Origin of the sequence: Frankia sp. Hr75.2 (assembly GCF_949319125.1) — a bacterium.
Lineage (GTDB): Bacteria > Actinomycetota > Actinomycetes > Frankiales > Frankiaceae > Parafrankia > Parafrankia soli.
Genome location: NZ_CASGGV010000277.1, coordinates 51,735 through 76,235, shown reverse-complemented (window position 1 = coordinate 76,235; position 24,501 = coordinate 51,735). Strand labels below are relative to the sequence as shown.

Here is a 24,501-nt window from a genome sequence, read left to right as displayed (position 1 = left end):
GCCATCCGGTCCCGCAAGGAATGGGCCCGCCTCTTCGCGGAGAAGCACCCCGAGACCATCTGAGAACGCACGCCCTGGCCGGCTCCCGCTCCACCGGAGTCGGAGTCGGCCAGCGGCACGAAAACGAAAAGACCCGGCGCGACGCACCCACCTCGTTGTGGCTGCGCCGCGCCGGGCGTCGTTTCCGGCCCCCCTCGGGACGTCCACCACGCCGCACCCGCGGTGGACGTCCCGGGCCGTGCTACGGGGCGATCTCCAGGACGATCTTCCCGATGGCGTGGCCGTCGGCCACATAGCGCAGCGCCGCCGCTGTCTCGTCGAAGGTGAAGCTGGCGCCGATGTGCGGCACCGCCCTGCCCGCGGCGAACAGTTCCATGAGCTCCCGCTCGTTGCGCTGGAGCTCGTCCGGCGCGTGCGTACCCAGGTCGCGCAGCTGCATCCCGCCGATCTGGATGCCCTTGAGTAGCACCAGGTTGAGCGGGATCCGCGGGATCGAGCCCGCGGCGTAGCCCACCGTGACGAACCGGCCGCGCCAGCGCAGCGAACGCAGCGCGGGCTCGGCCAGGTCGCCGCCGACGGGGTCGATGACCACGTCGGCGCCGTCCGGGAGGGTCTCCTTCAGCGCCTTGCGGAGGTCGTTCGCGCGGTGGTCGATGAGGTGGGTGGCGCCGTTGGCGGCCGCCACCTCGAGTTTGCGCGCGGACGACGCCACCGCCGTCACCGTGGCGCCCAACGCCGCCCCGAGCTGGACGGCGGCGAGGCCCACCCCGCCACCCGCGCCGAGCACGACGAGCTGCTCGCCGGGCTGCAGCCGGCCCACCGACCGGAGCATGTGGTACGAGGTGCGGTGCGCCACGCCGAAGGCGGCGGCCACGGTGTCGGCGATGCCGTCCGGCGTGCGGGTGATGCCGGCGGCCCGCGCCACCGCGACCTCGCCGAAGGCACCGACCATGCCGGTGCCGAACACGCGGTCGCCGACGGACACGCCGGTCACGTCCGCACCGACCGTCTCGACGACACCGGCGAACTCGCTGCCGGGAACGAACGGCGGCGGCACCTTGATCTGGTACTCACCCGCGACCAGCAGGACGTCGGAGTAGTTCACCGCCGCCGCGTGCACCCGCACGCCGACCTGGTCGGGCTGCGGCTCGGGAGTGGGGAACTCCTCGACGTGGACGACCTCGGGCGGCCCGTACTCGCGGCAGACCGCGGCGCGCACCTCAGCCCACCCGGCCGCTGACGCGCGGGCGCAGCCCGGTGACGGTGAGCGGGCGGCGCATGGTCACCGGCCCTTCCACTGCGGCGTGCGCTTCTGGATGAACGCCATCGCGCCCTCCTTGGCGTCCTCGCTCTTGAACACCGCCGGCGAGAGCTGCGCCATGCGCTCCTGCCCGCGCGCGGGGTCGGCCGCGGCGGCCCGGACGATCTCCTTGGTCGCGGCGACGGCGAGCGGGCCGTTGGCGGCGATGCGCTCGGCGAACGCCAGCGCCGCCTCGAGCACCTTCTCCGGTTCGGTCACCGCGTTGACCAGGCCGAGCTGCTGGGCGCGCGCGGCGTCCACGGTGTCGCCGGTGAGGGTCAGCTCCAGCGCGAGGGCGAGGGGGATCCGGCTGGCGATGGCGACCGCGCCTCCGCCGGCCGCGAGCAGGCCTCGCTTGACCTCGGGCAGGCCGAACTTCGCCGCCGAAGAGGCCACGACGACGTCACAGGAGAGCAGCAGCTCGAAGCCGCCGCCGACCGCGGTGCCGTTCGCGGCGCCGACGAGGGGGACCTTGACGTCGCCGCTCATCAGCCGGTCGAAGGCCGCCCGGCCCTCCTTGTCCTCCGGGGCGATCTGGGAGAAGCCCCCGCCCGAGGTGAAGGCCTTCAGGTCCATCCCGACGCAGAACGCCTTCTCACCCGCGGCGGTCAGCACGGCCACCCGGATGTCGGGGTCCGACTCCGCGGTGAGGATCGCCGAGCCGATGGCGCTGAGCAGCGCGGGGGTCAGGGCGTTGCGGGCCTCGGGCCGGTTGAGGCGGATGACCAGCACCGCCCCGACCCGTTCCAGCAGGATGTCCGCGGTGCTGGTGTCGGTGTCGGTCATCGCTTGTAGTCCGTGCTCTCCGCGAGGTCGGCGGCCTCCTGCATGGCGCCGAGCACGATCGGGCCGAACGTCAACAGCTTCTCGTCGTCACCCGCGCGCTGGAAGCCCTGCTCGAGGACGATGGCGAGCTTGAACTTGCAGAGGATCAGGTAGTAGTCGTAGTCGTCGACCTGCCGGCCGGACACCTCCGCGTAGTGCGCGAGGAGCTGGGACTTCGTCGGCATCGCGTAGAGATCCGCGTAGCTCTTGCCGATCAGGTCGGTCGAGCTGGTGTCCTCGGGCCAGCTCTGCAGCATCCAGGCCAGGTCGAGCTTGGGGTCGCCGACCGTGCCCATCTCCCAGTCGACGATGGCGGCCAGCTTCGCGGGCGCCCCGTGCTGGAACATCACGTTCGCGAACTGGTAGTCGCCGTGCATGAGCCCGGGGATGTAGTCGATCGGCCGGTGCGTGCGCAGCCACTGCGCGGCCACGTCGAAGCCGGGCAGCTCCCGCTTCTTGATGCGGTTCAGGAAGGCCGTCCAGCGGTCGACCTGGCGCTCGTGGAAGTCGTCGGGGCGGCCGAGGCCCTCCAGGCCGCGGGCCTTCCAGTCGACCTTCGACAGCAGCGCGATGCCCTCGGCGAGCTGGTAGGACAGCCCCTTGCGGAGTTCGAGGTCGGAGTTGAACGGCTCCGGCCAGACACCGCGCTGGCTCATCGGCGACCAGCCGTCCACGAAACCCATGATGTAGAAGGAGCGGCCGAGGACGGAGGCGTCCTCGCACATGCCGAGCGCCGCGGTGTGCGGGACGTCGGTCCCGTCCAGGGCCTCGATGATGCGCCACTCGCGCAGGATGCCGGCGTCGCGGCTGGCGGGCGCCCCCGCCGGCGGGATGCGCAGCGCTCCGTGCAGGTCACCGCGGCGGATCTCGTAGATCTCGTTCTGCGTGCCACCGGAGACGTAACGGTGCTCGATCGGCTCGCCCTTGCCGGCGAGTCCGGCCTCGTCCATCCACGTGGCGAGGCGCTCGATGTCGATCACAGGTTCCCCACTTCGAGTTCCAGGTACTCGGCGTACTTCTCGCGCGCCGCGGCGAGGCGCTTGGGTAGGTGCTCGGTGGGCCACAGGTCGTCGGTGGGCTTGTAGTCGCGCAGCACCTGCTTGGCCACGGTGACCTTGTGCACCTCGGTCGGCCCGTCGGCGAGGCCCATCACGAACGAGCCCATCACCATCTGGCTGAAGGGCATCTCGTTGCTCGCGCCGAGCGCGCCGTGCACCTGCAGCGCCCGCGAGGCGATGTCGTGCAGGACCGCGGGCATGACCACCTTGACCGCGGCGATGTCCTTGCGGACCTTGCGGTAGTCCTTGTGCTTGTCGATCGACCACGCCGTGTAGAGCACGAACAGCCGGAACTGCGCCAGCTGGGCGTACGAGTCGGCGATGAAGCCCTGGACGAACTGCTTGTCGGCCAGCAGGCTGCCCTGGGTGCTGCGGCTCAGCGCGCGCTCGCACATCATGTCCAGCGCCTTCTTCGCCAGGCCGATCGTGCGCATCGCGTGGTGGATCCGCCCGCCGCCGAGGCGGGTCTGCGCGATGGCGAACGCCTGGCCCTCGCCGCCGAGCAGCGCGTCGTCCGAGACGCGGACGTCCTCGTAGTGGATGAGGGCGTGGTGCCCCTCGCCCAGCGGCTCACCGGGCAGACCCACGTTCCGGACGATGTTGATGCCCGGAGTGTCCGTCGGGATCAGGAACATCGACATGCCCCGGTACCGGCTGACATCGGGGTTGGTGACCACCATGACGATGACGAACCGCGCGGTGCTGGCGTTCGAGGAGAAGAACTTCCAGCCGTTGATCACCCACCCGTCGCCGTCCTTCACCGCGCTGCAGGTGAACTGGGTCGGGTCCGAGCCCGCCTGCGGCTCGGTCATCGAGTACGACGAGAAGCACTCGCCGTCCAGCAGCGGCTGCAGGTACTGCTTCTTCTGGGCCTCGGTGCCGTAGTGCGCGATGATCTCGGCGTTGCCGGTGTCCGGCGCCTGGCACCCGAAGACGATCGGCGCCCAGCTGGAACGGCCCAGGATCTCGTTGAGCAGCGACAGCTTGAGCTGCCCGTGCCCCTGGCCACCGAGCTCCGGGCCCAGGTGGGTCGCCCACAGGCCGTGGTCCTTGACCTGCTGCCGCAGGGGGTCGACGACCCGTTGCAGTGTCTCGCCGCGTGGCACGAACTGCAGGTCGGGCCAAGCCATGTCGAGGGGCTCGACCTCCTCCCGCACGAACTTGTTAGCCCAGTCCAACTGGGCCTGGTACTCGGGTTCGGTCTCGAAGTCCCACGACATCGTCGGTCTCCTCTCGGAGTGGTCAGAATAGCGTTCTGTACACAAAGAACGCAACTTCCGAATGATCGAAATATCGATCCGACACTGGTCCGGTGATCACGGATCGCCGGGCTGACCTCAGGGCTGGTCCAGTCCGTTTCATCAGGTTCGGACACTTTTGGAGTGATTCCAGTTCGGGTTGGTTCGGGGGGGCAGTCGGATTCGGGCCGGCTCAGGGCAGCGGGACGTTCAGGGCGGGCCGTGCCCGCCCTGGGCCCACCAGCTCAGGGGTGTAGACGGCCGGCTCCCCGTTGCGCCTGGCCTTGGCCGCGTACATCGCCAGGTCGGCGCGGTGCAGCAGCTGCTCGGCGGTGTCCGGAACGTCCGGGTCCGGCTCCACGTCCGGGTCCGGCTCCGCGTCTGGGTTCGCGCCTCGGTGCGGGGCACCCGTCCCGGTCTCCGGGTCGACGGTCACCAGGCCCACGCTGGCCGCGACGGTGAAGGTGTGGCTCGCCAGCCGCACCGGCGCCCGGACCGCGGCCGCCAGCCGACGTCCGACTGCCTCGGGATCGTCGGTGTTGGCCGAGACGAGCAGGATCGCGAACTCGTCACCGCCGAGGCGGGCCACGGTGTCCGCCGCGCGGACGCAGCCGGCGAGCCGTGCGCCGGTGATCCGCAGCAGGTCGTCGCCCGCCGCGTGGCCGAGGACGTCGTTGACCCGCTTGAAGTCGTCGAGGTCGCAGAACAGGACGGCGAAGCGCTCGGCGGGGCCCGGCTGGCGGCGCAGCGCCCGCTCGAGCCGGTCGATGAACAGGCTGCGGTTCGCCAGCCCGGTCAGCGGGTCGTGGAACGCCTGGTGCCGCAGCTGCCGCTGTTTCTCCTCCACCTGGCCGAGCAGGCGGATGTTGTCCGACATCGTCATCATCTGGCGCACCAGCGCGAGTAGCAGCAGGGCGAGCAGCGCCCAGATCTCCTCCCAGTGCCCGATGCCGTCTCCGGCGATCTGGAGCACCGTCGCCGCCCCGGCCGCGGTCAGCGGGAGGTACGGCAGGATCGCGTGCCACCGGCGGAGCCTGGCCGAGGTGGCCCGCCGACCCGGGCTGGGAACGGCGGCCAGCCCCACTCCCACGATGTCGGCGTCGGCGTCGGCGTCGGCGTCGACAGCGGCACCGGTAGCGGTACCCGTATCGGGATCGGTGGAGATGGCGGCCAGGCCGATGAGCAGCGCACCGATGCCAATGGGCAGATCGGTCAGCCGCGGGACGTCGTCCAGGCCCTGGATGAGCACCGCGAGCTCCCACATGGCGGAGATCGAGGCGGCGCACATGCCCGCGAGCAGGAGCGCGTGGCCGCGGCTGTCGCGCGGCTCGCGGAACACGGCCACCAGGATCAGCACGACGAAGACCACGAGCGAGACCGCGGCGAGGATGATCGAGTAGAGCGGGCCGGGGCCGAGTGGTTCGCCGTGCCCGACCGTGCGCTCCAGCACGGTGGCCCAGACCAGCAGCGCCACCGAGCCGACCACGATCATGCCGTCCAGGATCGTGATCGCGTACCAGCGGTAGGCGTGCAGCGGCCCGCCGTCCTCGGCGCCGTCGTGCTCGACGGGGTCGGTCGGGTAGAGCAGCACGCCGGCGACACCCATCGCGAGCGGAATCAGATACACCAGCGAGGCCGGGGTCAGCTGGGGGACGGGAGATCGCCCCGCCGCCGTGTCCCGGAACACCGCGGCCGACGCCACCGCCACGGCGAGAACCATCACCGCCATGAGAAGCCGCCACCACCGCTCGGCGCCATGGCGACGCAGCCCGGCGACCACGCAGGTCGTCCCGCCGAGCAGCAGAAACCCGATCACCGTCAGCCGGACGGCGGACGGCGCCAGGCTGTCGGGGAGCACCTGGGCGAGAACCACGCAGGCGCCCGTCAGCACCGCGGCGCCGACCGCCGCGCGGCGGAAGAGCCGGTCGCGCCGACGGCTGTGCCCCATCTCCTTCCCCTACCGTTAACCGACGCAAAATACACAGATCGTTACTTTGCGTGGCGACCTGGTGGGAGGTCGGAGGCGGAGCCCGGTTTCAGTGGGCGGCGGCCGGCCCCGCCTGAAGGATCGAGACGCAGAAGTCGATGAGATGGCGCTGCTCGTCCTCGGTCGGCACCGTGCAGGGCTCCACATGGCGCTGCATCGTGCCGAGGACGGCGTCCTGGATCAGCCTGGCGTCGAGATCCGGCCGTGGTCGGCCAGCCGCCGTCAGCGGCGGGACGAGCAGCTGGCCGAGCTGCTGGTCGAGGGTGGCCCGCCCCGGCACCGAATCACTGGCCCGGGCGAGCAGCCGGTTGACGGTGGAGCCCTGCTGCGCGAGCGCCGGCCGGGTGATCTGCGCGATCATGCCGTCGACCCAGGCGGTCATCTGGCCGGCAGGATCGGACTTCTTCGACATCTGATGGCGAAGGTAGGAGCGCAGGATGACGATCCCGCGCTCCAGCACCGCGTGCATGAGCTCGTTCTTGCCGGCGAAGTACCGGTAGAAGGTCTGGTTGGACGTCCCGGCCTCGGCGACGATGTCGGCGACCTTGGGATCGGCCGGCGCGACACGGACGGCGACCCGCAGGGCCGCGTCGAGGATCTGCTCGACCTCGACGAGGGCGTCCCGCTGGTGCCGGTTCAGGGCCCGGTCGACAGCGGCCCGCACCGAGGCGGGGGTGCCCTCCCATTCCACTCCAGCAGTGTCGCTCATGGTCGAGGTCCTTTGGGTACGGGATGTTGGGAGGCGCGAAACTCGGTTCTTTGGATAAAAGAATTATATTCTTTGCGGGGCGGGGCGGGTCGGGGAGGCTGTGGGGGCGGTCAGGGTACCGGGCTCTGGCCGGGCGGATCACCACAACCGGGTGGTTCGCGGGCCGGTCACCTGGGCGGCGAAGGCGTCCAGCCGGTTCCACAGCAGGTGCCGGGTGCCGGCGAAATTGTGCATGTGCGCCATCCTCGGCGCGACGAACCAGGCGAGGTCGGTGGCCGAACCGAAGGCGGCCAGCTCGGTCAGTGGCGGACCGGTCACGTCCCGCGTCCCGGTCGCGAACAGGACCGGGACGTCGATGCTCGCCGCCGCCTCGGCCACCCCCGCGGGCAGTACCTCGGCGCCGGTGAGCCCCGGGTAGGTGGTGCTGCCCCAGACCGGGGCGGTCCGCCGGCCCGGCAGCCCCCCGGTGCTGTCGGCCCGCACGAGTGACTCCGGCACGTCCTCCCAGAAGAACGCGTAGATCCAGTCGGCTGACGCCAGGACGACCGCCATCGCCTCGTCGGGGGAGGACCCTTCGGGGATCACCGGGCCGGCCGTTCCGGGACGCCACGGAATGGTCGTCGCCGTCATGCTGCTGCCCAGGATCGCCACGCCGTCGAAGGTGCGGTGGTGGGCCTGCATGGCGGCCAGGATGTGACCGCCCATCGACTGCCCCATGCCGATCACCGCCGACACGCCGACCGGCCCGACGCCCGGCGCCAGCGTGCCGGAACGCAGGCCGTCGACGACCGCCGTCACCGCGTGGTGGCCGGCCGCGGCGACCGTCGGCAGGTCGGTGACCTCGGTCGGCGGAACGCTGCTCTCCCCGACACCGAGGTGGTCGACCATGACAACCACCGCGCCCCGGTGGACGTGGTGCTCGGCCTGGCTGTAGCCGGGTTCGGGCAGGTCGAAGTACCGCCGGGCGTACCCACCGCCAGGAAGCCCGACCAGGACGGGGACACCCGGGCCGGAGCCGCCCGCGGCTGAGCCGCCTGGTTCCAGGCCGCCTGTCTCCAAACCGTCCGTGCCGGGGCCGGCGGCGGACGGGGATGGCTGCGCGGGCAGGCAGACGGTCACCGCGATCTGCCAGCCGTCCTGGTCGGCTCCGTCGGGCTGGCTGCTCTGGTCGTGGCTGCGCGTGGCGGGTACCGGGATGCGCAGGTCGAGTCGCAGCACGCCGCCGTCCGGCCGGCCCGCCGGCTCGGGCCGTCGCTGCGGGTCGGGCGCGGGAACCGTTGGCTGGTGCGGCACCGGCTCCTGGAGCGAGTCCGCCGAGTCCGCCGAGTACGCCGAGTTCTCCGCGTCGGGTGCGTTGCGCACTGTTGCTCCCGTTCCATGACATCGGGCCCGATGCCGGCGTTACGTGGTCGATAGGCCACATCCGTGGCATTGGGTCGGACAAGTATCCGAGCCGGTGGCGGGAAGCGGTAGCGCCTCGTTCCGGCCCGACCCGACCATGGACGGCAATCCGATCACGGACAGTCACCTGGTCGCGGACGGTCGCTCTCGCCGGCGTTCGACGCGCGCGCAGCGTGACCTCGGCGGACCCACCGCGTATTGGTGATCTTTCTCGACATACACTCCTGGCGATCTCCCGGGCGGAGGTGGTGCGGAGGAAGGGCGGGCATGAACATCGTCGAAGCGGTTTTTCTCGGCGCCGTCGAGGGGCTCACCGAGTTCCTCCCGGTCTCCAGTACCGGTCACCTGACGATCATCGAGAAGCTGCTCGGCTACAGCATCGACGACCCGGACATCACCGCATTCACGGCGATCATCCAGGTCGGCGCGGTGTTCGCCACGCTGCTCTACCTCCGGCATGATTTCCGGCGGATCATCGCCGCCCTGGCCAGGGGTGTGACCCGGCCGGAGTACCGCGATCACCCTGATTTCCGGTTCGGTGTGGCGGTGATCGTCGGATCCATTCCCATCGGAATAGTCGGCCTGCTCTTCAAGGACCAGATCGAGACCACGCTGCGCAGCCTGTGGTTCGTCGGCACCGCCCTGATCGGGTGGAGCGCGGTGATGGGCTACGCCGATCGCGTCGCGACCCAGAAACGGCACGAAGACGACGTGACCTGGAAGGACACGCTGGTTATCGGCGTCGTCCAGTGCATGGCGCTGATTCCGGGAATCTCGCGTTCGGGGTCCACGATGTCCGCCGGGCTGCTGCGCGGGATCGACCGGGTGACGGTCACCCGCCTGTCGTTCTTCCTTTCCATCCCGGCGCTGTTCGCGGCGGCTCTGCTGCAGGTCGTGACGGAGTCGTCCAACATCGAGCAGGGCGTCGGCTGGACCGTCACCATCACCGCGACCGTGGTGAGCTTCGTGACGGCCTACTTCGCCATCGCGTGGCTGCTCAAGTTCGTCGCCCGCCACAGCTACAGCGTCTTCATCTACTACCGGCTCGCGCTCGGCTCAGTGATCCTGTTCCTCCTCGCCACCGGGATCATCTCCGCGACCTGACGCCGGGTTCGGTGCCGGGATCACGCTCCAGGATCCGCGCCGCCCGGCACCCTTTTGCCCTCCCGTCCCGGATGCGTGTGTTAGGGCCTCACCATCGGGGAGGACCCCACCCGTCCGACGTCGAAGTCGATGGGAGGAACCATGACGAGCACCGTGCAGGAATCGATCGATGTGGCCGTCCCGGTCCGGACCGCCTACAACCAGTGGACCCAGTTCGAGTCGTTCCCGAACTTCATGGAGGGGGTCGAGTCCGTCCAGCAGACGGACGACACCCACACCCACTGGAAGATCAAGGCCGGCGGCGCCGAGCGCGAGTTCGACGCCACGATCACCGAGCAACTCCCGGACGAGCGCGTCTCGTGGAAGAGCACCGAGGGGACCCGTCACGCCGGCGTGGTGACATTCCACCGGCTGGCCGACGACGCCACCCGGGTGACGGTGCAGATGGACTGGCAGCCCGAGGGGCTCGCGGAGAAGGCCGGCTCGGTGCTGGGCGCCGACGACCGCCGGGTGAAGGACGACCTCAAGCGGTTCAAGTCCTTCATCGAGGAGCGTGGCCAGGAGACCGGAGCCTGGCGGGGTGACGTACCGCGCCCGGACGCCGCCGGCCAGCCCGGCCAGCCCGATGAGTTCGGTCAGCCCGGTGAGTTCGGTCAGCCCGGCCGGTTGGGTTCGTCGGAAGCCCCCGGTACGGGCGGCGCCGGTGGCCCGCAGCGGGATCAGGGGACCGGCGGGGCGACGTACTCGCAGCCCGGCGGCGGCGAGTTCTGACCTGGCGGGTCAACCCCGCGACCGAGTCGTCAACCGGCTGCACCGGCTGATTCGGCGGCCTGCGCCTCCCGCACGGCGGCGCGCAGCGCCGGGACGGCCGGCCCGGCGACCGGTTCCAGCAGCGCGAGCCGACCCTTGAGTGCCCGCCGGGCCCGGCCGCTTTTCATCGCCCCGATCTGACCGGCGGCGAGGAGCGCGGCCAGGCTCGCCGGGCCGGGGTCGGCGCGGCCGGCCGGCCCTCCGTGCAGGACCTGCTCCACCTCGCGGTGCAGCCGGCGGACCATCGCCCGGTCCCGCACGGTCACGGAGGTCGCCGGGATCATCCCCAGGATTCGGCGTCGCTCGACCCTGATCCAGCGGCCCGCCTCGAGCTGGTCGCGCACGACCCGGCCGGCGGTCCGCTGGTTTTTTTTCACCCAGTGCTTCCACGACCGGTGACGGGACGACGCGCCGACCTCGCCGATGAGCTGTGCGCACAGCTCATCGGCGGTCGGGGTGCGCCGCCGGCCCGGCGCAGCAGGCTGGCCCGGCCGCCCTTCCGCGTGCGGCCGGTGCTCCGCACGGGGCGCGACGGGCTTGACCCGGCCGTTCTCGTCGGTCAGCAGTCCAGCCTGGTAGAGCTCGGTCGCGGCGGCCGCGCGTAGCGCGCGACCCAGATAGGGCGAGCGGTACATGCGGTCCCGCTCCAGGTTGTAGGCCAGCAGATAGAGCTGGGCCGGCAGCGACGGTGGTGGTTGCATGACGGGTCTCCTCCCAGGTGCCGATCACGGTGGTGGGGTGCGGCGGACGTCCACCGCCTCGGTCGAGGGGGCGTCCTCGGGGCCGGGCTCGGGGTCGGTGGTGGTGTCCTGCCGTGGGCGCCCGCGGCGCGGCATTGCGCCGGCCTCCCTCGGTAGCCGGCCCCGGTCCGCTAGCGCGGCCCGCAGCAGGAACTCGATCTGTGCGTTGGTGCTGCGCAGCTCGTCCGACGCCCATCGCGCCAGCGCGTCGTGGACGGCCGGGTCGAGGCGCAGCAGGATCTTCTTCCGTTCGGCCACGTACCGTCACCGGCTCCCGCGGCTCAGGTGTAGAGGGATCCGGCATTGATGACCGGCTGCGTCGACTGTTCGCTGCACAGGACCACGAGCAGGTTGCTGACCATGGTTGCCTTCCGTTCTTCGTCCAGCTCGATGATGTTTTCCCGGTCGAGGCGTTCCAGCGCTGCCTCGACCATGCCCACGGCGCCCTCGACGATCCGCGAGCGGGCCGCGACGACGGCGCCCGCCTGCTGGCGCCGGAGCATCGCCTGGGCGATCTCCGGCGCGTACGCCAGCCGGGTGATGCGGGACTCGATCACGTGTACACCGGCGGAGGCGACCCGGGCCGCGATCTCCAGTGAGAGCTTCGCGGTGATCTCCTCGGCGTTGTCGCGCAGCGACATGACCTCGGGGGCCGCGTCGTAGGGGTAGCTCGTCGCGATGTGCCGCACGGCGGTCTCGGACTGGATGGCCACGAACTCGACGAAGTCGTCCACCTCGAAGACGGCCTGCGCGGTGTCCTTCACCTGCCAGACCACGACGGCCGCGATTTCGATCGGGTTTCCGTCGGCGTCGTTCACCTTCGCCACGCCGCTCTCGTGGTTGCGGATGCGGGTGGAGACCTTCTTGCGCGTGGTGAAGGGGTTCACCCAGCGCAGCCCGGTGGTGCGGATCGTCCCTACGTAGCGGCCGAACAGCGCGACGACCCGGGCCTCGCCCGGCGCGACGGCGGTCAGGCCGCACAGCGCGAAGAACGCGGCGATGAGGCCGAGCACGCCGACCACGATGAGGACGGCGCCGACGGGGGCGGAGTGGTCGGCGGCGACGACGATCCCGGCGATACCGATCGCGAGGCAGGCCAGCATGCCCAACAGGCCCGCCAGCAGGGCCAACAGGCCCGAGTGGTCCTTCGCGTGGTGTTCCCGGACGCTCGGTTCGGGCATGTCGACAACGACATGTTCGACGTCCACCTGCGGTGCCTCGGTGCTCATGTGTGCCTCCGAATGAGGAGCTGGATCTGGCGAGCCGGTCCGCTCGTCGCGTTCCGACCTGGTGTGCTGGTCGGGCCCGGCTACCTCTGCGCTAGCGCCGAGGTATCAAAGTGATATCACTTTAGCTCGGTACTATGTGGTCGTCCAGCAGCAGGACGTGACGCGGAGGTGGTCGATGCCGGACAGGCGGCTCGAGATCGACGATGTGCGCAAGCGGTACGGCGAGGTCGTCGCGCTCGACGGCATGACCTTCGACGTTCGCGAGGGGGAGCTGTTCGGCTTCGTCGGCAGCAACGGGGCGGGCAAGACGACGACGATGCGCATCGTGCTCGGGGTGCTCGCGGCCGATGCCGGGCAGGTCCGGTGGGCCGGCCGCCCGGTCGACCTCGCCGCCCGCCGCCGGATCGGGTACATGCCCGAGGAACGGGGCCTGTACCCGAAGATGCAGGTCCGCGACCAGCTCGTCCACCTCGCCCGGCTGCACGGGATGCCGGCCGCTGCCGCCGGCCGCTCCGCCGACGCCTGGCTCGAGCGGCTGGGCGTCGCGGCGCGGCGGGACGACGAGGTGCAGAAGCTCAGCCTCGGCAACCAGCAGCGGGTCCAGCTCGCCGCCGCGCTCGTGCACGACCCGGAGGTCCTCGTGCTGGACGAGCCGTTCTCCGGGCTCGACCCGGTCGCGGTCGACGTCATGAGCCAGGTGCTGCGGGAGAAGTGCGACGAGGGGGTTCCCGTGGTGTTCTCCAGCCACCAGCTCGAGCTCGTCGAGCGGCTCTGCGACCGGGTCGGCATCGTCGCCGCCGGGCGGATGGTCGCCGCCGGCACGGTCGACGAGCTGCGGGCGGACGGCACCGAGCGGATCGTCGTCGAGGTGCCCGGGGCCCCACCGGGCTGGGCCGAGGACCTGCCCGGGATGACCGTCCGCGCCACCGAGGGGGACCGTACGGTGGTCGACCTCGCTCCTGGCGCCGACGACCAGGACCTGCTGCGCCGGGCGCTGGCGGTCGGTCCGGTGCGGGAGTTCCGCCGCGGCCGGCCGTCACTCGCCGAGCTGTTCCGCTCCGCGGTGAGCACCGACGAGGGCGCCCCCGGCGTCCGCTCCCGTACCGGCTCCGGATCTGACACGGCGGGCGCGACGGACGAGGTGACGGTGGCATGAGCCCGGAATCCGATCACGAACACGGCCGCGAGGCCACGGCCGGCCCGGCCCCAGGCATCCCGGCCCAGACCGGCGCCGGGCCGGCGCCGGCGCCGGGTTCCGGCGGCCGGGGCGACTATCCGGCGCTGGGCTCCTGGGCGACCGTGCGGCTCGTCGCCGGTCGCGAGCTCGGCGTACGGCTGCGTTCCAAGGTCTTCCGGATCACCACCGTCGCCCTCCTCGTCCTGCTCGTCGGCGCCGCGGTCGTGATCGACCTGGTCGGCGGCGGCGATTCGACGGAGTCCGTCGGCGTGACGGCGGCGGAGTCCGCGATCACGGCGCCGCTCACCGCCGCCGCCCGGAGCCTGGACGTCGGCATCACGACCCGCGAGGTGCCCGACGAGGCCACCGGGTTGCGCCAGGTCGCCGACGGCGATCTGGACGCCCTCGTGACCGCGTCCCCGAACGGCCTGCGCGTTGCCGTCAAGGAGGACCTGAACGACGAGTGGCGCGCCGTGCTGGCTGTTGTGGCCCGCCAGCAGGTTCTCGACAACGAGATCAGCGTGCTCGGCGGCGACCCGGCCCGGGTGAACGAGGCGGTCGCCGCCACGCGGGTCGATGTCACCCAGCTCGACCCGGCGCCGGCCCACCAGGGCGAGCGGCTCGTCCTCGGGATCGCCGCCGCGTTGCTGATCTACATGGGCCTGATGCTCTACGGGCCGGCCGTCTCCCAGGGGGTGATCGAGGAGAAGTCGAGCCGGGTGGTCGAGCTGCTGCTGTCGACGGTCCGCCCGTGGACGCTCATGGCCGGCAAGGTGTTGGGCATCGGGCTGGTAGCGCTGATCCAGATGATCGTGCTGGCCGGCGGGGGCCTGGTCGCCGCGCTGGTCACCGGCGCGCTCTCGCTGCCCTCCGGCGAGGCCACCGGGACGGTGATCTGGTCGGTGGTCTGGTACGTCATCGGGTTCTTCCTCTACGCCCTCCCGTTCGCCGCGGTCGGGGCGATGGTCTCCCGGCAGGAGGACGTCGGGGGTATCTCGAGCCCCATCGTGCTGGCGATCGTGGTGCCCTGGGTGCTGGGGATCTCGATCGTGCCGGGCGATCCCGACAACGGCCTGATCGCGGTGCTGTCCCTGCTGCCGATCTTCGCGCCGGTGCTGATGCCGATGCGGATCGCGCTCGGGGTGGCGCCGGTGTGGCAGTTGGTCCTCTCGGTGGTGCTCGCCTTGGCGCTGATCGGCGTGCTCGTCCGGCTCACCGGGCGGATCTACCGCAACGCGGTGCTGCGGACCGGGGCGAGGGTCTCCTTCCGGGACGCCCTGCGCGAGGCCTGAGCCGCCGCGGGTCCCGTCCCGGTCCCGACCCTCGGCCCCGGCTCGGGCCCGGCCGACTCACACTTGGCGGTTCATCCCGGTGAGGACATAGCCGATCTTGCGCCAGGTGTTCGGGCCGCAGACCCCGTCCTCGGGTATGCGGCCGAACCACGGCGTCGCGTACCGCTGAAGCGAGGCAACCCGGGCGGTGGTGCGCGCGCCGTAGGCCCCGTCGGGCGCCAGGCGGTAGGGGTCACCCGTCGGCGCCTCGTGGCCGAAAATGATGTTCAGTGCGTTCTGCAGGGTGACGACCTCCGGTCCGCTCATCCCCTCCCGCAAGGTCGGCATCCCCGCGTACCGCTGCCGCGGGTCCGCGAGCGAGCCCCCGGGGGACGCCCCCAGCGCGGCCGCGAGGATGTCGCCCCGGCGGTTCGCGCGGACGTTCCCCGGGCACGAGTGACCACCCCACGCCGCGCCGCCCATGCGGTGCGTGCCGAGCCCGTAGCCGTTGGGTGAGTCCGTGATCTCGGGGCGCCAGCCGAACTCACGCATCCCCCAGGCGAAGAGCTCGCCGAGGCGCTGTACCTGGATCGCCGTGTAGTCCTCGGAGTCGTACCCCTCGCACTCGACGCTGATCCAGAACGGGTTGCCCGCGGCCTGCGCCCAGGCCCGGCGGTCGAACGGGACGTACTGCTCGAACTCGCCCGCCTTCGACAGCCACAGGTGGGCGCTGACCTGGCTGGCCGGACTGTCGAACCAGCCGAAGAGCGAACCGGTGCCGACCTGGACGTGGGGGATCAGCCCGCGGGTCGGCTCCACCATCGTCCCGGACGTGTTGCGGACCGGGCGGTTGCGGGCCGGTGGGTAGAGGGTGGCGGCCACGGTCAGTCCCGGCCGTTCGTGATCGCCGCGTACCCGGTCTCCGTCTGCGGTCGGGTCCCCGCCGGCATTCGGGCCCCTGCCGGCGCCTGGGCCCCTGCCAGTGTTCGGGTCCCTGCCTGCGCTCGACGTACCGGTTGCCGTCGGTCTGGACGAGTCACGTGTTCCTCTTCGTGTCTGTGTGGTGTCGGGGTGGCCGCCGCGGCCCGCGCCCGCCGTCCTGGTGGTCGGTCCCAGGACATGCCTTCGGTGTTTCGCGTGTGATCGCCTGAGGATGCGTTACAAGAGGGATTCCTACTGTTGCGTTCCGGTGTGTTTTGGCGTTCACCGGTCAGCCTGCCGTCCCTTGCGGGGCGGCGCTCCCGGTCTGACCGGCCGAGGCCGTGCCGGGTTCCCGTTTCCCAGCCACCCGCCCACCGGAGTGGGTCTTACGGTCGGCTCCGCGGGTGTTTTCCGTCTCCGACGCACTGGCGGCGACGAGGTTACGCAGGTTGACCGCGGCGTTCACGTCACGGTCGAGGACCAGCCCGCAGGGCTGGCAGCGGAAGGTGCGGTCCGACAGCGTCAGGCTTGGGTTTCGCCAGCCACAGCCGGAACAGGTCTTCGAACTCGGATACCAGCGGTCCGCAACGATGAGTCTCGATCCGTACCAGCCGGTCTTGTAGGTGAGCTGGCGGCGGATCTGCGCCATCCCCGTGTCGGAGACCGCACGAGCCAGCCGCCGGTTACGTACCATCCCCGCAACGTGGAGATCTTCCACGACGATCGTGTCGTGGGTTTTCGCGAGCCGGGTGGTGAGCGTGTGCAACCCGTTACGGCGCTGGTGGGCGACCCGGGCGTGGATGCGGGCGAGCCGGGCCGCGCGCTTGCGCCGTCCGGCCGATCCGGGGGTGGACCGGGCGTAGGCCCGCGAAGCGCTCCGCAGCCGGCGCAATGACCCGGCCAGATACCTCGGGTTCGCGATCATCTCCCCGGTGGAAAGCACAGCGAGATGCTTCACGCCCACATCGACACCGACCGGCCCGGCCGTGCGCTGCGACCGCGACGGGCCGGTGGGAACCTCCCGGTCGACCTCGACGGTGAACGACACGAACCACCGGCTGGCGGTCCTGGCCACGGTCGCGCCCAACAGCCGGGCCCTGCCGCCGGCGAGCCGACCGGTCAGCGCGCCCATCGCCTCGCAGGCCTTCACCCGGCCGATCCGGGGCAGCTTCACATGCCGGTCGCCGTCCGGGCCGTAGGAGCCGGTGGTGTAGCGGAACGAATCGCGGGCCTTCCCGCGCTTCTTGAACCGGGGGAAACCGACCCGGCGGCCCTTCCGCCTCCCGTGCCGGGACGCGGTGAAGTTCTTCAACCCCCGGGCGAGCTGATCGAGTCCGGCGCTGTACGCCTCCTTCGAGCACTCCGCCCACCACGGAGCGACCCCCGCCTTGGCCTTGTTCCACTCCAACCGCAACGCGGGCAACGTCCACGGCACCGGGGTCAGCAGATCCCCGGGCACACCGTAGGACTTCTCCGCCTCCCGCTGCGCCAGCGCGGCCTTCACCCGCGACAAGCCCCAGTTGTAGGCGAACCGGGCCGCCCCGGCATGCCGGGTAAGCGCGGCCCGCTGCACCTCGTTCGGGTCCAGAGCGAACCGGTAAGCCTGCACTGTCCTCACCCGGCGGCCCCAGCGGCGGCTTCGACAGCCCGCCGCGCTCTGTTCCCAGCGGTGCGGCGGCCGTACAACCGGGCGCACACCGACGTCACGATCCCGGTGATATCCCGGACACAGCCGTCATCGACCTTCGCGGGATCGATGACCAGCAGCCGCCGGCCGGACACGGCAAAGGCCGCTTCGACGTACTCGGCACCGACGCCGGCGAACCGGTCACGACGCTCGACGATGATCGTGACGGCCCTCAGGTGGCGGAGCAGGTCAAGAAACTTCCGCCGGTGACCGTTCAGCCCCGAGCCGACCTCGGTCACCACCCGGTCGACCGGCAGGCCCTCGCCCGTGGCCCACGTGGTGACCTGGGCGACCTGCCGGTCAAGGCCGGGTTTCTGGTCCGCGGACGAGACACGGGCGTACACCACGGTCTCACCGGGGGAGGGGGTCCGGTCGACATCCCCGACGATGATCAGCCCGCCGACCTTGCGGGCCGGGACGGGTAGCTTCCCGGCGTTGAACCAGCGGCGAGCCGTCACAGAGGCGATGCCCTGCGACTCGGCCCACTCCTTGAGGTTCACACGACCATCATGGCACGCAATGATCAATAAAGACCATTATCAACGTAACAGTTACACCCCCTTGTACTGGGAACCCCGCACATCTGGGTCGGCCGAGCGGGCCGGCTTCGACTGGGTGCGTTCTTCGACGGTGCGAGGCAGATTGTCTGTGTGTTGATGATTTGGTTTGCTTTCATGGTTTGATTTGATCAATAAGTGCGCGGATTGCCGAGCTAGATTGACTGCCTACACTGGCAAACCGTGCACCCTCCGCCACCGTTTGCCCGGTTCCTTCCGTGACGCCCCCCTCGCTGGCCGTCGCCGGCGCCCCCGGGGGCGGTCCGACCTTCGTGCTCGTCGCGGGTGTCCCGCCGGCGGCGGTGTTCGGTCTGCGCCACGAGGTCTTCATCGAGGAGCAGGGCGTGCCCGAGGAGCTGGAGCGCGACGTCCTGGACGCGAGCGCCGACCACGCCGTCCTGCTCGGCGCGGACGGCGTGGTGCTCGCGACGGCACGGTTGATCACCCCGGCGGGTGCCCAGGAGCCGGCTGCCGGGCGCGGGAGGTTCGGCGTGGTCGGGCGGGTCGCCGTCCGGCGCCCGTACCGCGGGCGGGGCCTCGGGCAGTTCGTCACCGAGGCCCTCGAGCAACTGGCGGCCGAGCGGGGGCTGACCGCGATCGAACTGCACGCGCAGCAAAGGGCCGAGGAGTTCTACCGGCGGGCCGGCTACCGGCCGCGGCCCGCCCGTTTCGGGCCGGTGCGCGACAGCGAGGCGGGCATCGACCACATCTGGCTGCGCCGCGACCTCGAACCCGGGCCGCGCCTCGATCCGGGTCGGGATCCACGGCACGCCGGGGTCGGCGAGCTGTGGATCCGCGGCGCCTCCCCGGACGCGCTCCGCGTCGTCGCGCGTCTCGGCTACGCGCGTACGGGCCGGGAGCGTGGGGCGCGGGAGCGTGCGGGAGCACCTGAACTGGAGTACCGCCGTGCCTCGGTCGCGCCATGAGCCGGGGGTGCCGTGCCGCGGCTGGTGCGCCGGTGCCGGCGCGGTGGGCGTCGCCGCGCCGCGGCTCTGGTGGTCCGGCTGTGCCCTGTCGCCAAGCTGACAGGCCGTGTGTTGCCTACGAACTCGGCGCCGATGTTCATCCGGCGTGTTTGTCTGATCGTCCGTAGAGGGAGGGTGTCACCATGACCGTCGCACGATCGTTCTCAGTGGGCCGGGCGGGGCTCGTGGCCGTTCTGATCGCCGGCACGTTCGCGTTCACCGGCCAGACGGCGGCCCGAGCAGGTGGCACCCCGGGGGCCGAGTGCCCGGGCGGGCAGGAGTTCGAGGTCGCCGCCACCGGCGACGAACCTGATCCCGGCCCGCCGGTCCGGCTCGAGGGCGGCTACTACGCGCACACCGCGTCCTTCTGGCCGCCCCGGTCCGCGGTGCTGTGCCGCACGGAGTCGGGCACGGACCAGCCATCCGCCGAGGTCACCCACACACCCGGCCTGACCTGCCCGTCCGGTGCCTCCGAGCTGGTGGTCCCTGACGTGATCCCGGCCGATTTCGAGACGCACGTCGTGGCGGACTCCGGGGCGCTGCTGCCCGCCGGCTGGTACTCGCTCCCGTCGCTGGATCCCGAGTCGGCACCGGCCGGCGCCCAGTCCGTGGTCGCGGGCAGCCCCGGGAGCACCAGCCCCGGGACCACCAGCCCCGCGACCACCAGCCCCGCGACCGAGGGCGGCGCGACCGAGGTCGGCGCGTTCACCGACAGCGGCACCGCGCCGGATTCGGACGGCGCCGGCACGGTCGTCTGGACCACCGTGTGCTGGTCCCAGACCGATCCCGGCGTCCCGGCCGCCTGAGCTCCCCGCACCGCGGGCCGCGAACTCTCCGGGCGGTGCACGGAGGCCGGGGCCCGGTGACGACGAGGGCCGTCCCGATCGATCGGGACGGCCCTCGTGTTCACGGCGGCTCGGCGAGGCGAGCGCCTGTGCTCAGTAGCGGTAGTGGTCCGGCTTGTACGGGCCCTCCACAGGCACGCCGATGTAGTCGGCCTGCTGCTTCGTCAGCGTCGTGAGCTTGACGCCCAGGGCGTCCAGGTGCAGCCGGGCGACCTTCTCGTCCAGGTGCTTGGGCAGCGTGTAGACGCCGACCGGGTACTGCTCGGTCTTGGTGAACAGCTCGATCTGGGCGATCACCTGGTTGGTGAAGCTGTTCGACATCACGAAGCTCGGGTGGCCGGTGGCGCAGCCGAGGTTCATCAGCCGGCCCTCGGCCAGCACGATGATCGAGTGCCCGTCCGGGAACACCCACTCGTCGACCTGCGGCTTGATGTTGATCTTCTCGATGCCGGGAGTCTTCGTGAGGCCGGCCATGTCGATCTCGTTGTCGAAGTGCCCGATGTTCGACACGATCGCCTGGTGCTTCATCGCGGCCATGTGCGCGGCCGTGATGATGTCGTAGTTGCCGGTGGTCGTCACGAAGATGTCGGCGGTCGAGACGACGTCCTCGAGCGTGGCGACCTGGAAGCCGTCCATAGCGGCCTGCAGCGCGCAGATCGGGTCGATCTCGGTGACGATGACGCGGGCGCCCTGGCCGCGCAGCGCGTCCGCGCAGCCCTTGCCGACATCGCCGTAGCCGGCGACGACCGCGACCTTGCCGCCGATGAGCACGTCGGTCGCCCGGTTCAGCCCGTCGATGACGGAGTGGCGGCAGCCGTACTTGTTGTCGAACTTCGACTTGGTGACCGAGTCGTTCACGTTGATGGCGGGGAAGGCGAGCGTGCCGGCCTTCGCCATCTCGTACAGCCGGTGCACGCCGGTGGTGGTCTCCTCGGTGACACCCTTGACCGACGTCGCGGTCGTCGTCCACCGGCCGGGCTTCTCGGAGATCGTGCGGCGCAGCGTCTCCAGGATGATCGCGTACTCCTCGGAGTCCGAGGCGTCGGTCGCCGGGACGGCGCCGGCCTTCTCGAACTCGGCGCCCTTGTGGACGAGCAGGGTGGCGTCACCGCCGTCGTCGAGGATCATGTTCGGCGCGCCGCCGTCCGGCCAGGACAGCGCCTGGTCGGTGCACCACCAGTACTCATCGAGGGTCTCGCCCTTCCAGGCGAAGACCGGCACGCCCTTCGGGTCGTCCTTGGAGCCGTTCGGCCCGACGACCACCGCGGCCGCGGCGTGGTCCTGCGTGGAGAAGATGTTGCAGGACACCCACCGGACGTCCGCGCCGAGGGCGGCGAGCGTCTCGATCAGGACCGCGGTCTGGATCGTCATGTGCAGGGAGCCCATGATCCGGGCGCCCTTGAGTGGCTGGCTGGCCGCGTACTCGGCGCGGGTGGCCATCAGCCCGGGCATCTCGTGCTCGGCAAGCCGGATCTCCTTGCGGCCGAACTCGGCCAGCGCGAGATCCGCGACCTTGAAGTCGAAAGTCATGCCCTCTCCTCATTGCGCTCGGTGGCTGCCGAGCCTGTACGGCGGTGTCACGTTCCGCTTCCGGGCTGCCGGCATGGCGGACAGCCGTCCGCCGCGACAGCGCGAGTCAGTCGAGCGTGCCACAGGGGTGCCGAACGACGAAGACCCGGTCCGGCCGCGTCACACCGGACCGGGTCCGTCGGCCCGCCCGGTAAGGGCGGAGCCGACCGCGCCGTCAGCTCTCGGGGGTGGGCCCGGCCGAGCCCCCTGCGGCGGGCGGGGTAGAGCTGCTGGCGGGCGGTGCCGAGCTGCTGGCGGGCGGTGCCGAGCTGCCGGCGGGCGGTGCCGAGCTGCCGTCCGGCCCGGGCGGCCCACCCACCCCGGCGCCGGCGGGGGCCGGGGTGGGCAGCGGGATCGCGCCGGCCGCGAGCCGCGGGCCGCGGTAGACCCAGCCGCGCTCGTCCGCCCACAGCAGCAGCGGCGGCAGCACGACGAGCGCGGAGAGCAGGGCGACGCCCACGTTCAGGGCCACCACCAGGCCGAAGTCGCGCAGTAGCGGCAACGAGCTGAACGCCAGGACCACGATCCCGATCACCGCGGCGAGCGCGGACACCATGAAGGCACGCCCGGTGCGGGCCGCCGCCTCCTCGATGGCGGCCAGCGGGTCGCGCCCGCGGCGGCGCTCCTCGATGTGCCGCATGACGATCAGTGTCGTGAACTCCGTGCACAGCGCGATCACGAGTGGCCCGCCGACCGCCGTCAGCGGGCTGAGGTCGAAGCCGGCGAGCCAGGAGACGATCGCGGTGAGCCCCACCGCGATCAGCACGGGTATCACCGACACCACCGCGCGGACGATGTTCCGGTGCCACAGCAGCAGGATCAGGAACACGCCGATGAGCGCGAAGTACGTCAGCTCGACGCGGTTCTTCTCGAAGTTCTCCAGCAGGCCGGTGCCGACGACGGCCAGGCCGGACGGCGTCGCGCGGATCCCCTCGGGCGGGCTGACCGTCGCCCGGATGTCGTCGACGACGACCGCGCGTTCCTCCAGCGCGCCCGGCCCGGTCCGGAAGATCAGGTTGAGTGCCTTGCCGTCCAGGTTGACCGTGCTCTTCTGGATCGCTTCCGGCGTGACCCGGTAGGCCCGCTCGATGTCCGCGCCGGTCGGGGCGAGGAGCGTGGTGTCGGGCACCTCCATGAGAAAGCTGATCGTCGTCACCAGGCTGGACGCCGTCAGCAGTTTCTGGGGGTGCTCCTTGAGCTGCTGGTAGGTGAAGTCGTGGACGAACTTCACCGTCCTGTCGTCGAAGACGTCACCGGACTGGATGTAGACGCCCAGCTCGCTGCTGGACCCCGTCTGCGCCTTGAGGTCCTGGATGTCGTGCACGACCTGGGAGTCCTGGCTCACCCACTTCTCCGGGTCGGTCTGGACCTTCAGGTCGCCCTCGACGACCAGCCCACCGGTGAAGATCGCGGCCGCGAGCACGACGAGTGGGATGGCGGTCACTCGAGGTAGCGAGCCGAGTGCGACCACCGCGCGTCCGAGCGGGCCTCGTGAGTAGTCCTTCGGCGCGGTGGGGGAGCGGCGCTCCCGGAACCCGAGCGAGGCGGCGCTCAGCAGCACGGTCGCGACGACGATGACCGGCAGGCCGATCGCGAGCAGGACGCCGAAGTCGCGGATCATCGGCACCTTGCTGAACTCCAGCGCGAGGAACGCGACGATTCCGGCGACGGTGGCCACCGCCAGGGCCGGCATCAGCCGGGCCAGCGCCTCGGCGACGGGATCGCGGGCCCGGTCGAGCTGTGCCTCCTCCTCGACCCTGCTGTGCAGCTGGACCGCGAAGTCGATGCCGACCCCGAGCAGGACGGGCATGCCGGCGATGGTCACGACGGACAGCGGCACGCCCAGATAGCCCGCGAGCCCGAACGCCCAGACGAGGCCGACCGCCACCACCCCGAGCGGCAGCAGCCGCCAGCGCACGGCGAAGGCGACCAGCAGCAGCCCGGCCATGATGACCAGCGAGATGGCTCCGAGCGTGAGGAAGCCGCCGCGCAGGTAGTCGTTGATGTCACGGAGCAGCACGGCGGCGCCGGTCGTCATGACGTCGGCGTTGTCGAAGGTCAGGTCCTGCATCGCGGCCTCGGTGGCGGACGCTCCGTGGCCCTCTTCCTTGATGGACGCGTTCCCCTTCAACCGGACGATCATCTGCGCCGTCCGGTCGGTCGGGAAGAACGACTCGAGCGACTTGCGGACGGCACCGGTGTTGTCGTGCAGCAGGAAGTCCGCCCAGTCGGGATCGTCGAACTCACGCCGATCCGCGGGTATCGCGTTGATTCGTTCCAGGGTGCGCAGCGAGTCGGCAAGCCGCCGCTTTGCGGAGTCCGGATTCGGATCGCGGCTCTGGGCATCGAGCAGGATCTGCCCCGCCGGGCTGCTGATCGGATTCCCGTCCGGGCTGGTGACCAGGTTCGCGGTGAACTGCAGCGCGGTGAGCGGGGTGATCACGCTCTCGATGCGCGGGTCCTTCTCCAGTCGCGCGGAGAGATCGCGGAACTTCTTGACATTGCCGGTGGTGAAGAGGTCGACGAGATCCGCGCCAGGCTTCGTGGTGAACAGGACGATCATCGCCTGGCCGCCGAAGAGGTTCTGGTAGGCGACGTTGTCCTTGGCGACCTGCGAGTCGGAATTGAGATAGTTGTCCTGGCCGGTGGTGAACTCCAGCTTGGTCAGGCCGAGACCGAGCACCGCGGTGATGATCAAGGTCACCGCGGCCACCACGCCCGTCCGGCGGCCGACCGTGCGTCCGAGGCCCGACCAGAATCGCGCCGACCCACCAGATGGGGCGGACGGGTCGGACGGCGCTGGCGAGCTTGGCATCAGGCTGCTCCGGGGATCGAAGATGTTCGCGGGGGGCCTGTGAGGTCCGTCCGTGAACGGTTTCCAAGGTGTATAGCGCACGTCACATCCGCATGCCGACCCCTTGCGCGGGAGAAAATCATCCCGAGGCCGGCATACGGCCTCGGACGGTTCCGCTCACCACCGACCAGTCGATGCTGGTAGCGGGACTTTGACCCTGGTAGGAGGAGTCCCGCCGGTACGAGCGGGTGCGCCGGGTTCGGATCGGCACTGCACGTGCGGTCTATCGATCTCCGGAAAAACGGGTGTCCGGA

At 70.9% G+C, this 24,501-nt stretch carries 21 protein-coding genes; 6 read left to right on the top strand and 15 right to left on the bottom strand.

Translation table 11 applies throughout. The annotated features are described in order from the left end of the window. Positions 1–241: 241 nt before the first annotated feature. The 7 genes from AC559T_RS18655 to AC559T_RS18625 form a co-directional block, all read right to left on the bottom strand. A complete protein-coding gene (locus tag AC559T_RS18655; RefSeq protein WP_498869560.1) occupies positions 242–1,219 on the bottom strand; it encodes an NADPH:quinone oxidoreductase family protein in 978 nt (325 codons plus the stop codon). 63 nt (positions 1,220–1,282) lie between these two features. Further along, positions 1,283–2,086 (bottom strand): enoyl-CoA hydratase-related protein, encoded by an 804-nt coding sequence (locus AC559T_RS18650; protein WP_071059631.1) that lies wholly within the window; start codon positions 2,084–2,086, stop codon positions 1,283–1,285. Then, entirely contained in the window at positions 2,083–3,105 is a 1,023-nt protein-coding gene (locus tag AC559T_RS18645; protein ID WP_112105023.1) for a phosphotransferase family protein, read from the bottom strand. Before AC559T_RS18645 ends, AC559T_RS18650 begins: the two co-directional genes overlap by 4 nt. Beyond that, positions 3,102–4,403: an acyl-CoA dehydrogenase family protein gene (locus AC559T_RS18640; protein ID WP_112105024.1), complete on the bottom strand. Its 1,302-nt coding sequence runs from the start codon at positions 4,401–4,403 to the stop codon at positions 3,102–3,104. The genes AC559T_RS18645 and AC559T_RS18640 overlap by 4 nt, the downstream gene beginning before the upstream one ends. Positions 4,404–4,614: 211 nt before the next feature. Beyond that, positions 4,615–6,369: a diguanylate cyclase domain-containing protein gene (locus tag AC559T_RS18635; protein WP_498869559.1), complete on the bottom strand. Its 1,755-nt coding sequence runs from the start codon at positions 6,367–6,369 to the stop codon at positions 4,615–4,617. Between the two features lie 88 nt (positions 6,370–6,457). Next, positions 6,458–7,117 (bottom strand): TetR/AcrR family transcriptional regulator, encoded by a 660-nt coding sequence (locus AC559T_RS18630; protein ID WP_071059634.1) that lies wholly within the window; start codon positions 7,115–7,117, stop codon positions 6,458–6,460. 138 nt (positions 7,118–7,255) lie between these two features. After that, complete coding sequence (locus AC559T_RS18625; RefSeq protein ID WP_498869558.1) at positions 7,256–8,479, bottom strand: alpha/beta hydrolase; 1,224 nt, start codon at positions 8,477–8,479, stop codon at positions 7,256–7,258. 306 nt (positions 8,480–8,785) lie between these two features. On the opposite strand from AC559T_RS18625, the gene AC559T_RS18620 reads away from it, so the two are divergent. Together AC559T_RS18620 and AC559T_RS18615 are read left to right on the top strand one after the other, a co-directional pair. Then, a complete protein-coding gene (locus AC559T_RS18620; protein WP_012157546.1) occupies positions 8,786–9,622 on the top strand; it encodes an undecaprenyl-diphosphate phosphatase in 837 nt (278 codons plus the stop codon). A gap of 141 nt (positions 9,623–9,763) precedes the next feature. Then, on the top strand, positions 9,764–10,393 hold the full coding sequence (locus AC559T_RS18615) for an SRPBCC family protein (RefSeq protein ID WP_498869557.1): 630 nt from the start codon (positions 9,764–9,766) through the stop codon (positions 10,391–10,393). Between the two features lie 29 nt (positions 10,394–10,422). Here the strand turns inward: AC559T_RS18615 and AC559T_RS18610 are convergent, their stop codons facing one another. Genes AC559T_RS18610 through AC559T_RS18600 form a run of 3 tightly spaced genes read right to left on the bottom strand, consistent with a single transcriptional unit; the run spans position 10,423 to position 12,401 of the window. Further along, on the bottom strand, positions 10,423–11,133 hold the full coding sequence (locus AC559T_RS18610; RefSeq protein ID WP_498869556.1) for a GOLPH3/VPS74 family protein: 711 nt from the start codon (positions 11,131–11,133) through the stop codon (positions 10,423–10,425). Positions 11,134–11,157: 24 nt separating this feature from the next. After that, a complete protein-coding gene (locus tag AC559T_RS18605) occupies positions 11,158–11,430 on the bottom strand; it encodes a type II toxin-antitoxin system antitoxin (protein WP_498869555.1) in 273 nt (90 codons plus the stop codon). A 23-nt stretch (positions 11,431–11,453) separates the two neighbouring features. Continuing rightward, entirely contained in the window at positions 11,454–12,401 is a 948-nt protein-coding gene (locus AC559T_RS18600) for an SPFH domain-containing protein (protein ID WP_071059639.1), read from the bottom strand. Between the two features lie 175 nt (positions 12,402–12,576). On the opposite strand from AC559T_RS18600, the gene AC559T_RS18595 reads away from it, so the two are divergent. After that, positions 12,577–13,557, top strand: a complete 981-nt coding sequence (locus AC559T_RS18595; RefSeq protein WP_071059643.1) for an ABC transporter ATP-binding protein — start codon at positions 12,577–12,579, stop codon at positions 13,555–13,557. Continuing rightward, positions 13,554–14,870: an ABC transporter permease gene (locus AC559T_RS18590; RefSeq protein ID WP_131626096.1), complete on the top strand. Its 1,317-nt coding sequence runs from the start codon at positions 13,554–13,556 to the stop codon at positions 14,868–14,870. Before AC559T_RS18595 ends, AC559T_RS18590 begins: the two co-directional genes overlap by 4 nt. A gap of 57 nt (positions 14,871–14,927) precedes the next feature. Here the strand turns inward: AC559T_RS18590 and AC559T_RS18585 are convergent, their stop codons facing one another. The 3 genes from AC559T_RS18585 to AC559T_RS18575 all read right to left on the bottom strand — a co-directional run bounded on the left by AC559T_RS18585 (position 14,928) and on the right by AC559T_RS18575 (position 17,957). After that, positions 14,928–15,731 carry a peptidoglycan recognition protein family protein gene (locus AC559T_RS18585; protein ID WP_112105030.1) on the bottom strand — a complete coding sequence of 268 codons (804 nt, stop codon included), beginning with the start codon at positions 15,729–15,731 and terminating at the stop codon, positions 14,928–14,930. A 328-nt stretch (positions 15,732–16,059) separates the two neighbouring features. Continuing rightward, positions 16,060–17,388: an IS607 family element RNA-guided endonuclease TnpB gene (tnpB, locus tag AC559T_RS18580; protein WP_112105031.1), complete on the bottom strand. Its 1,329-nt coding sequence runs from the start codon at positions 17,386–17,388 to the stop codon at positions 16,060–16,062. After that, positions 17,385–17,957, bottom strand: a complete 573-nt coding sequence (locus tag AC559T_RS18575; RefSeq protein WP_498869554.1) for an IS607 family transposase — start codon at positions 17,955–17,957, stop codon at positions 17,385–17,387. The genes tnpB and AC559T_RS18575 overlap by 4 nt, the downstream gene beginning before the upstream one ends. A 275-nt stretch (positions 17,958–18,232) precedes the next feature. Between AC559T_RS18575 and AC559T_RS18570 the strand changes: the two genes are divergently transcribed. Continuing rightward, a complete protein-coding gene (locus AC559T_RS18570) occupies positions 18,233–18,940 on the top strand; it encodes a GNAT family N-acetyltransferase (RefSeq protein WP_243657642.1) in 708 nt (235 codons plus the stop codon). Between the two features lie 182 nt (positions 18,941–19,122). Continuing rightward, the gene (locus AC559T_RS18565; RefSeq protein ID WP_498869553.1) at positions 19,123–19,785 is read left to right on the top strand and encodes a hypothetical protein; all 663 of its coding nucleotides are present in this window, start codon (positions 19,123–19,125) and stop codon (positions 19,783–19,785) included. 132 nt (positions 19,786–19,917) lie between these two features. On the opposite strand, the gene ahcY is transcribed toward AC559T_RS18565, so the two are convergent. Beyond that, complete coding sequence (gene ahcY, locus AC559T_RS18560; RefSeq protein WP_071064009.1) at positions 19,918–21,354, bottom strand: adenosylhomocysteinase; 1,437 nt, start codon at positions 21,352–21,354, stop codon at positions 19,918–19,920. Positions 21,355–21,568: 214 nt separating this feature from the next. Then, positions 21,569–24,208 carry an efflux RND transporter permease subunit gene (locus AC559T_RS18555; RefSeq protein ID WP_498869552.1) on the bottom strand — a complete coding sequence of 880 codons (2,640 nt, stop codon included), beginning with the start codon at positions 24,206–24,208 and terminating at the stop codon, positions 21,569–21,571. Positions 24,209–24,501 lie beyond the last annotated feature (293 nt).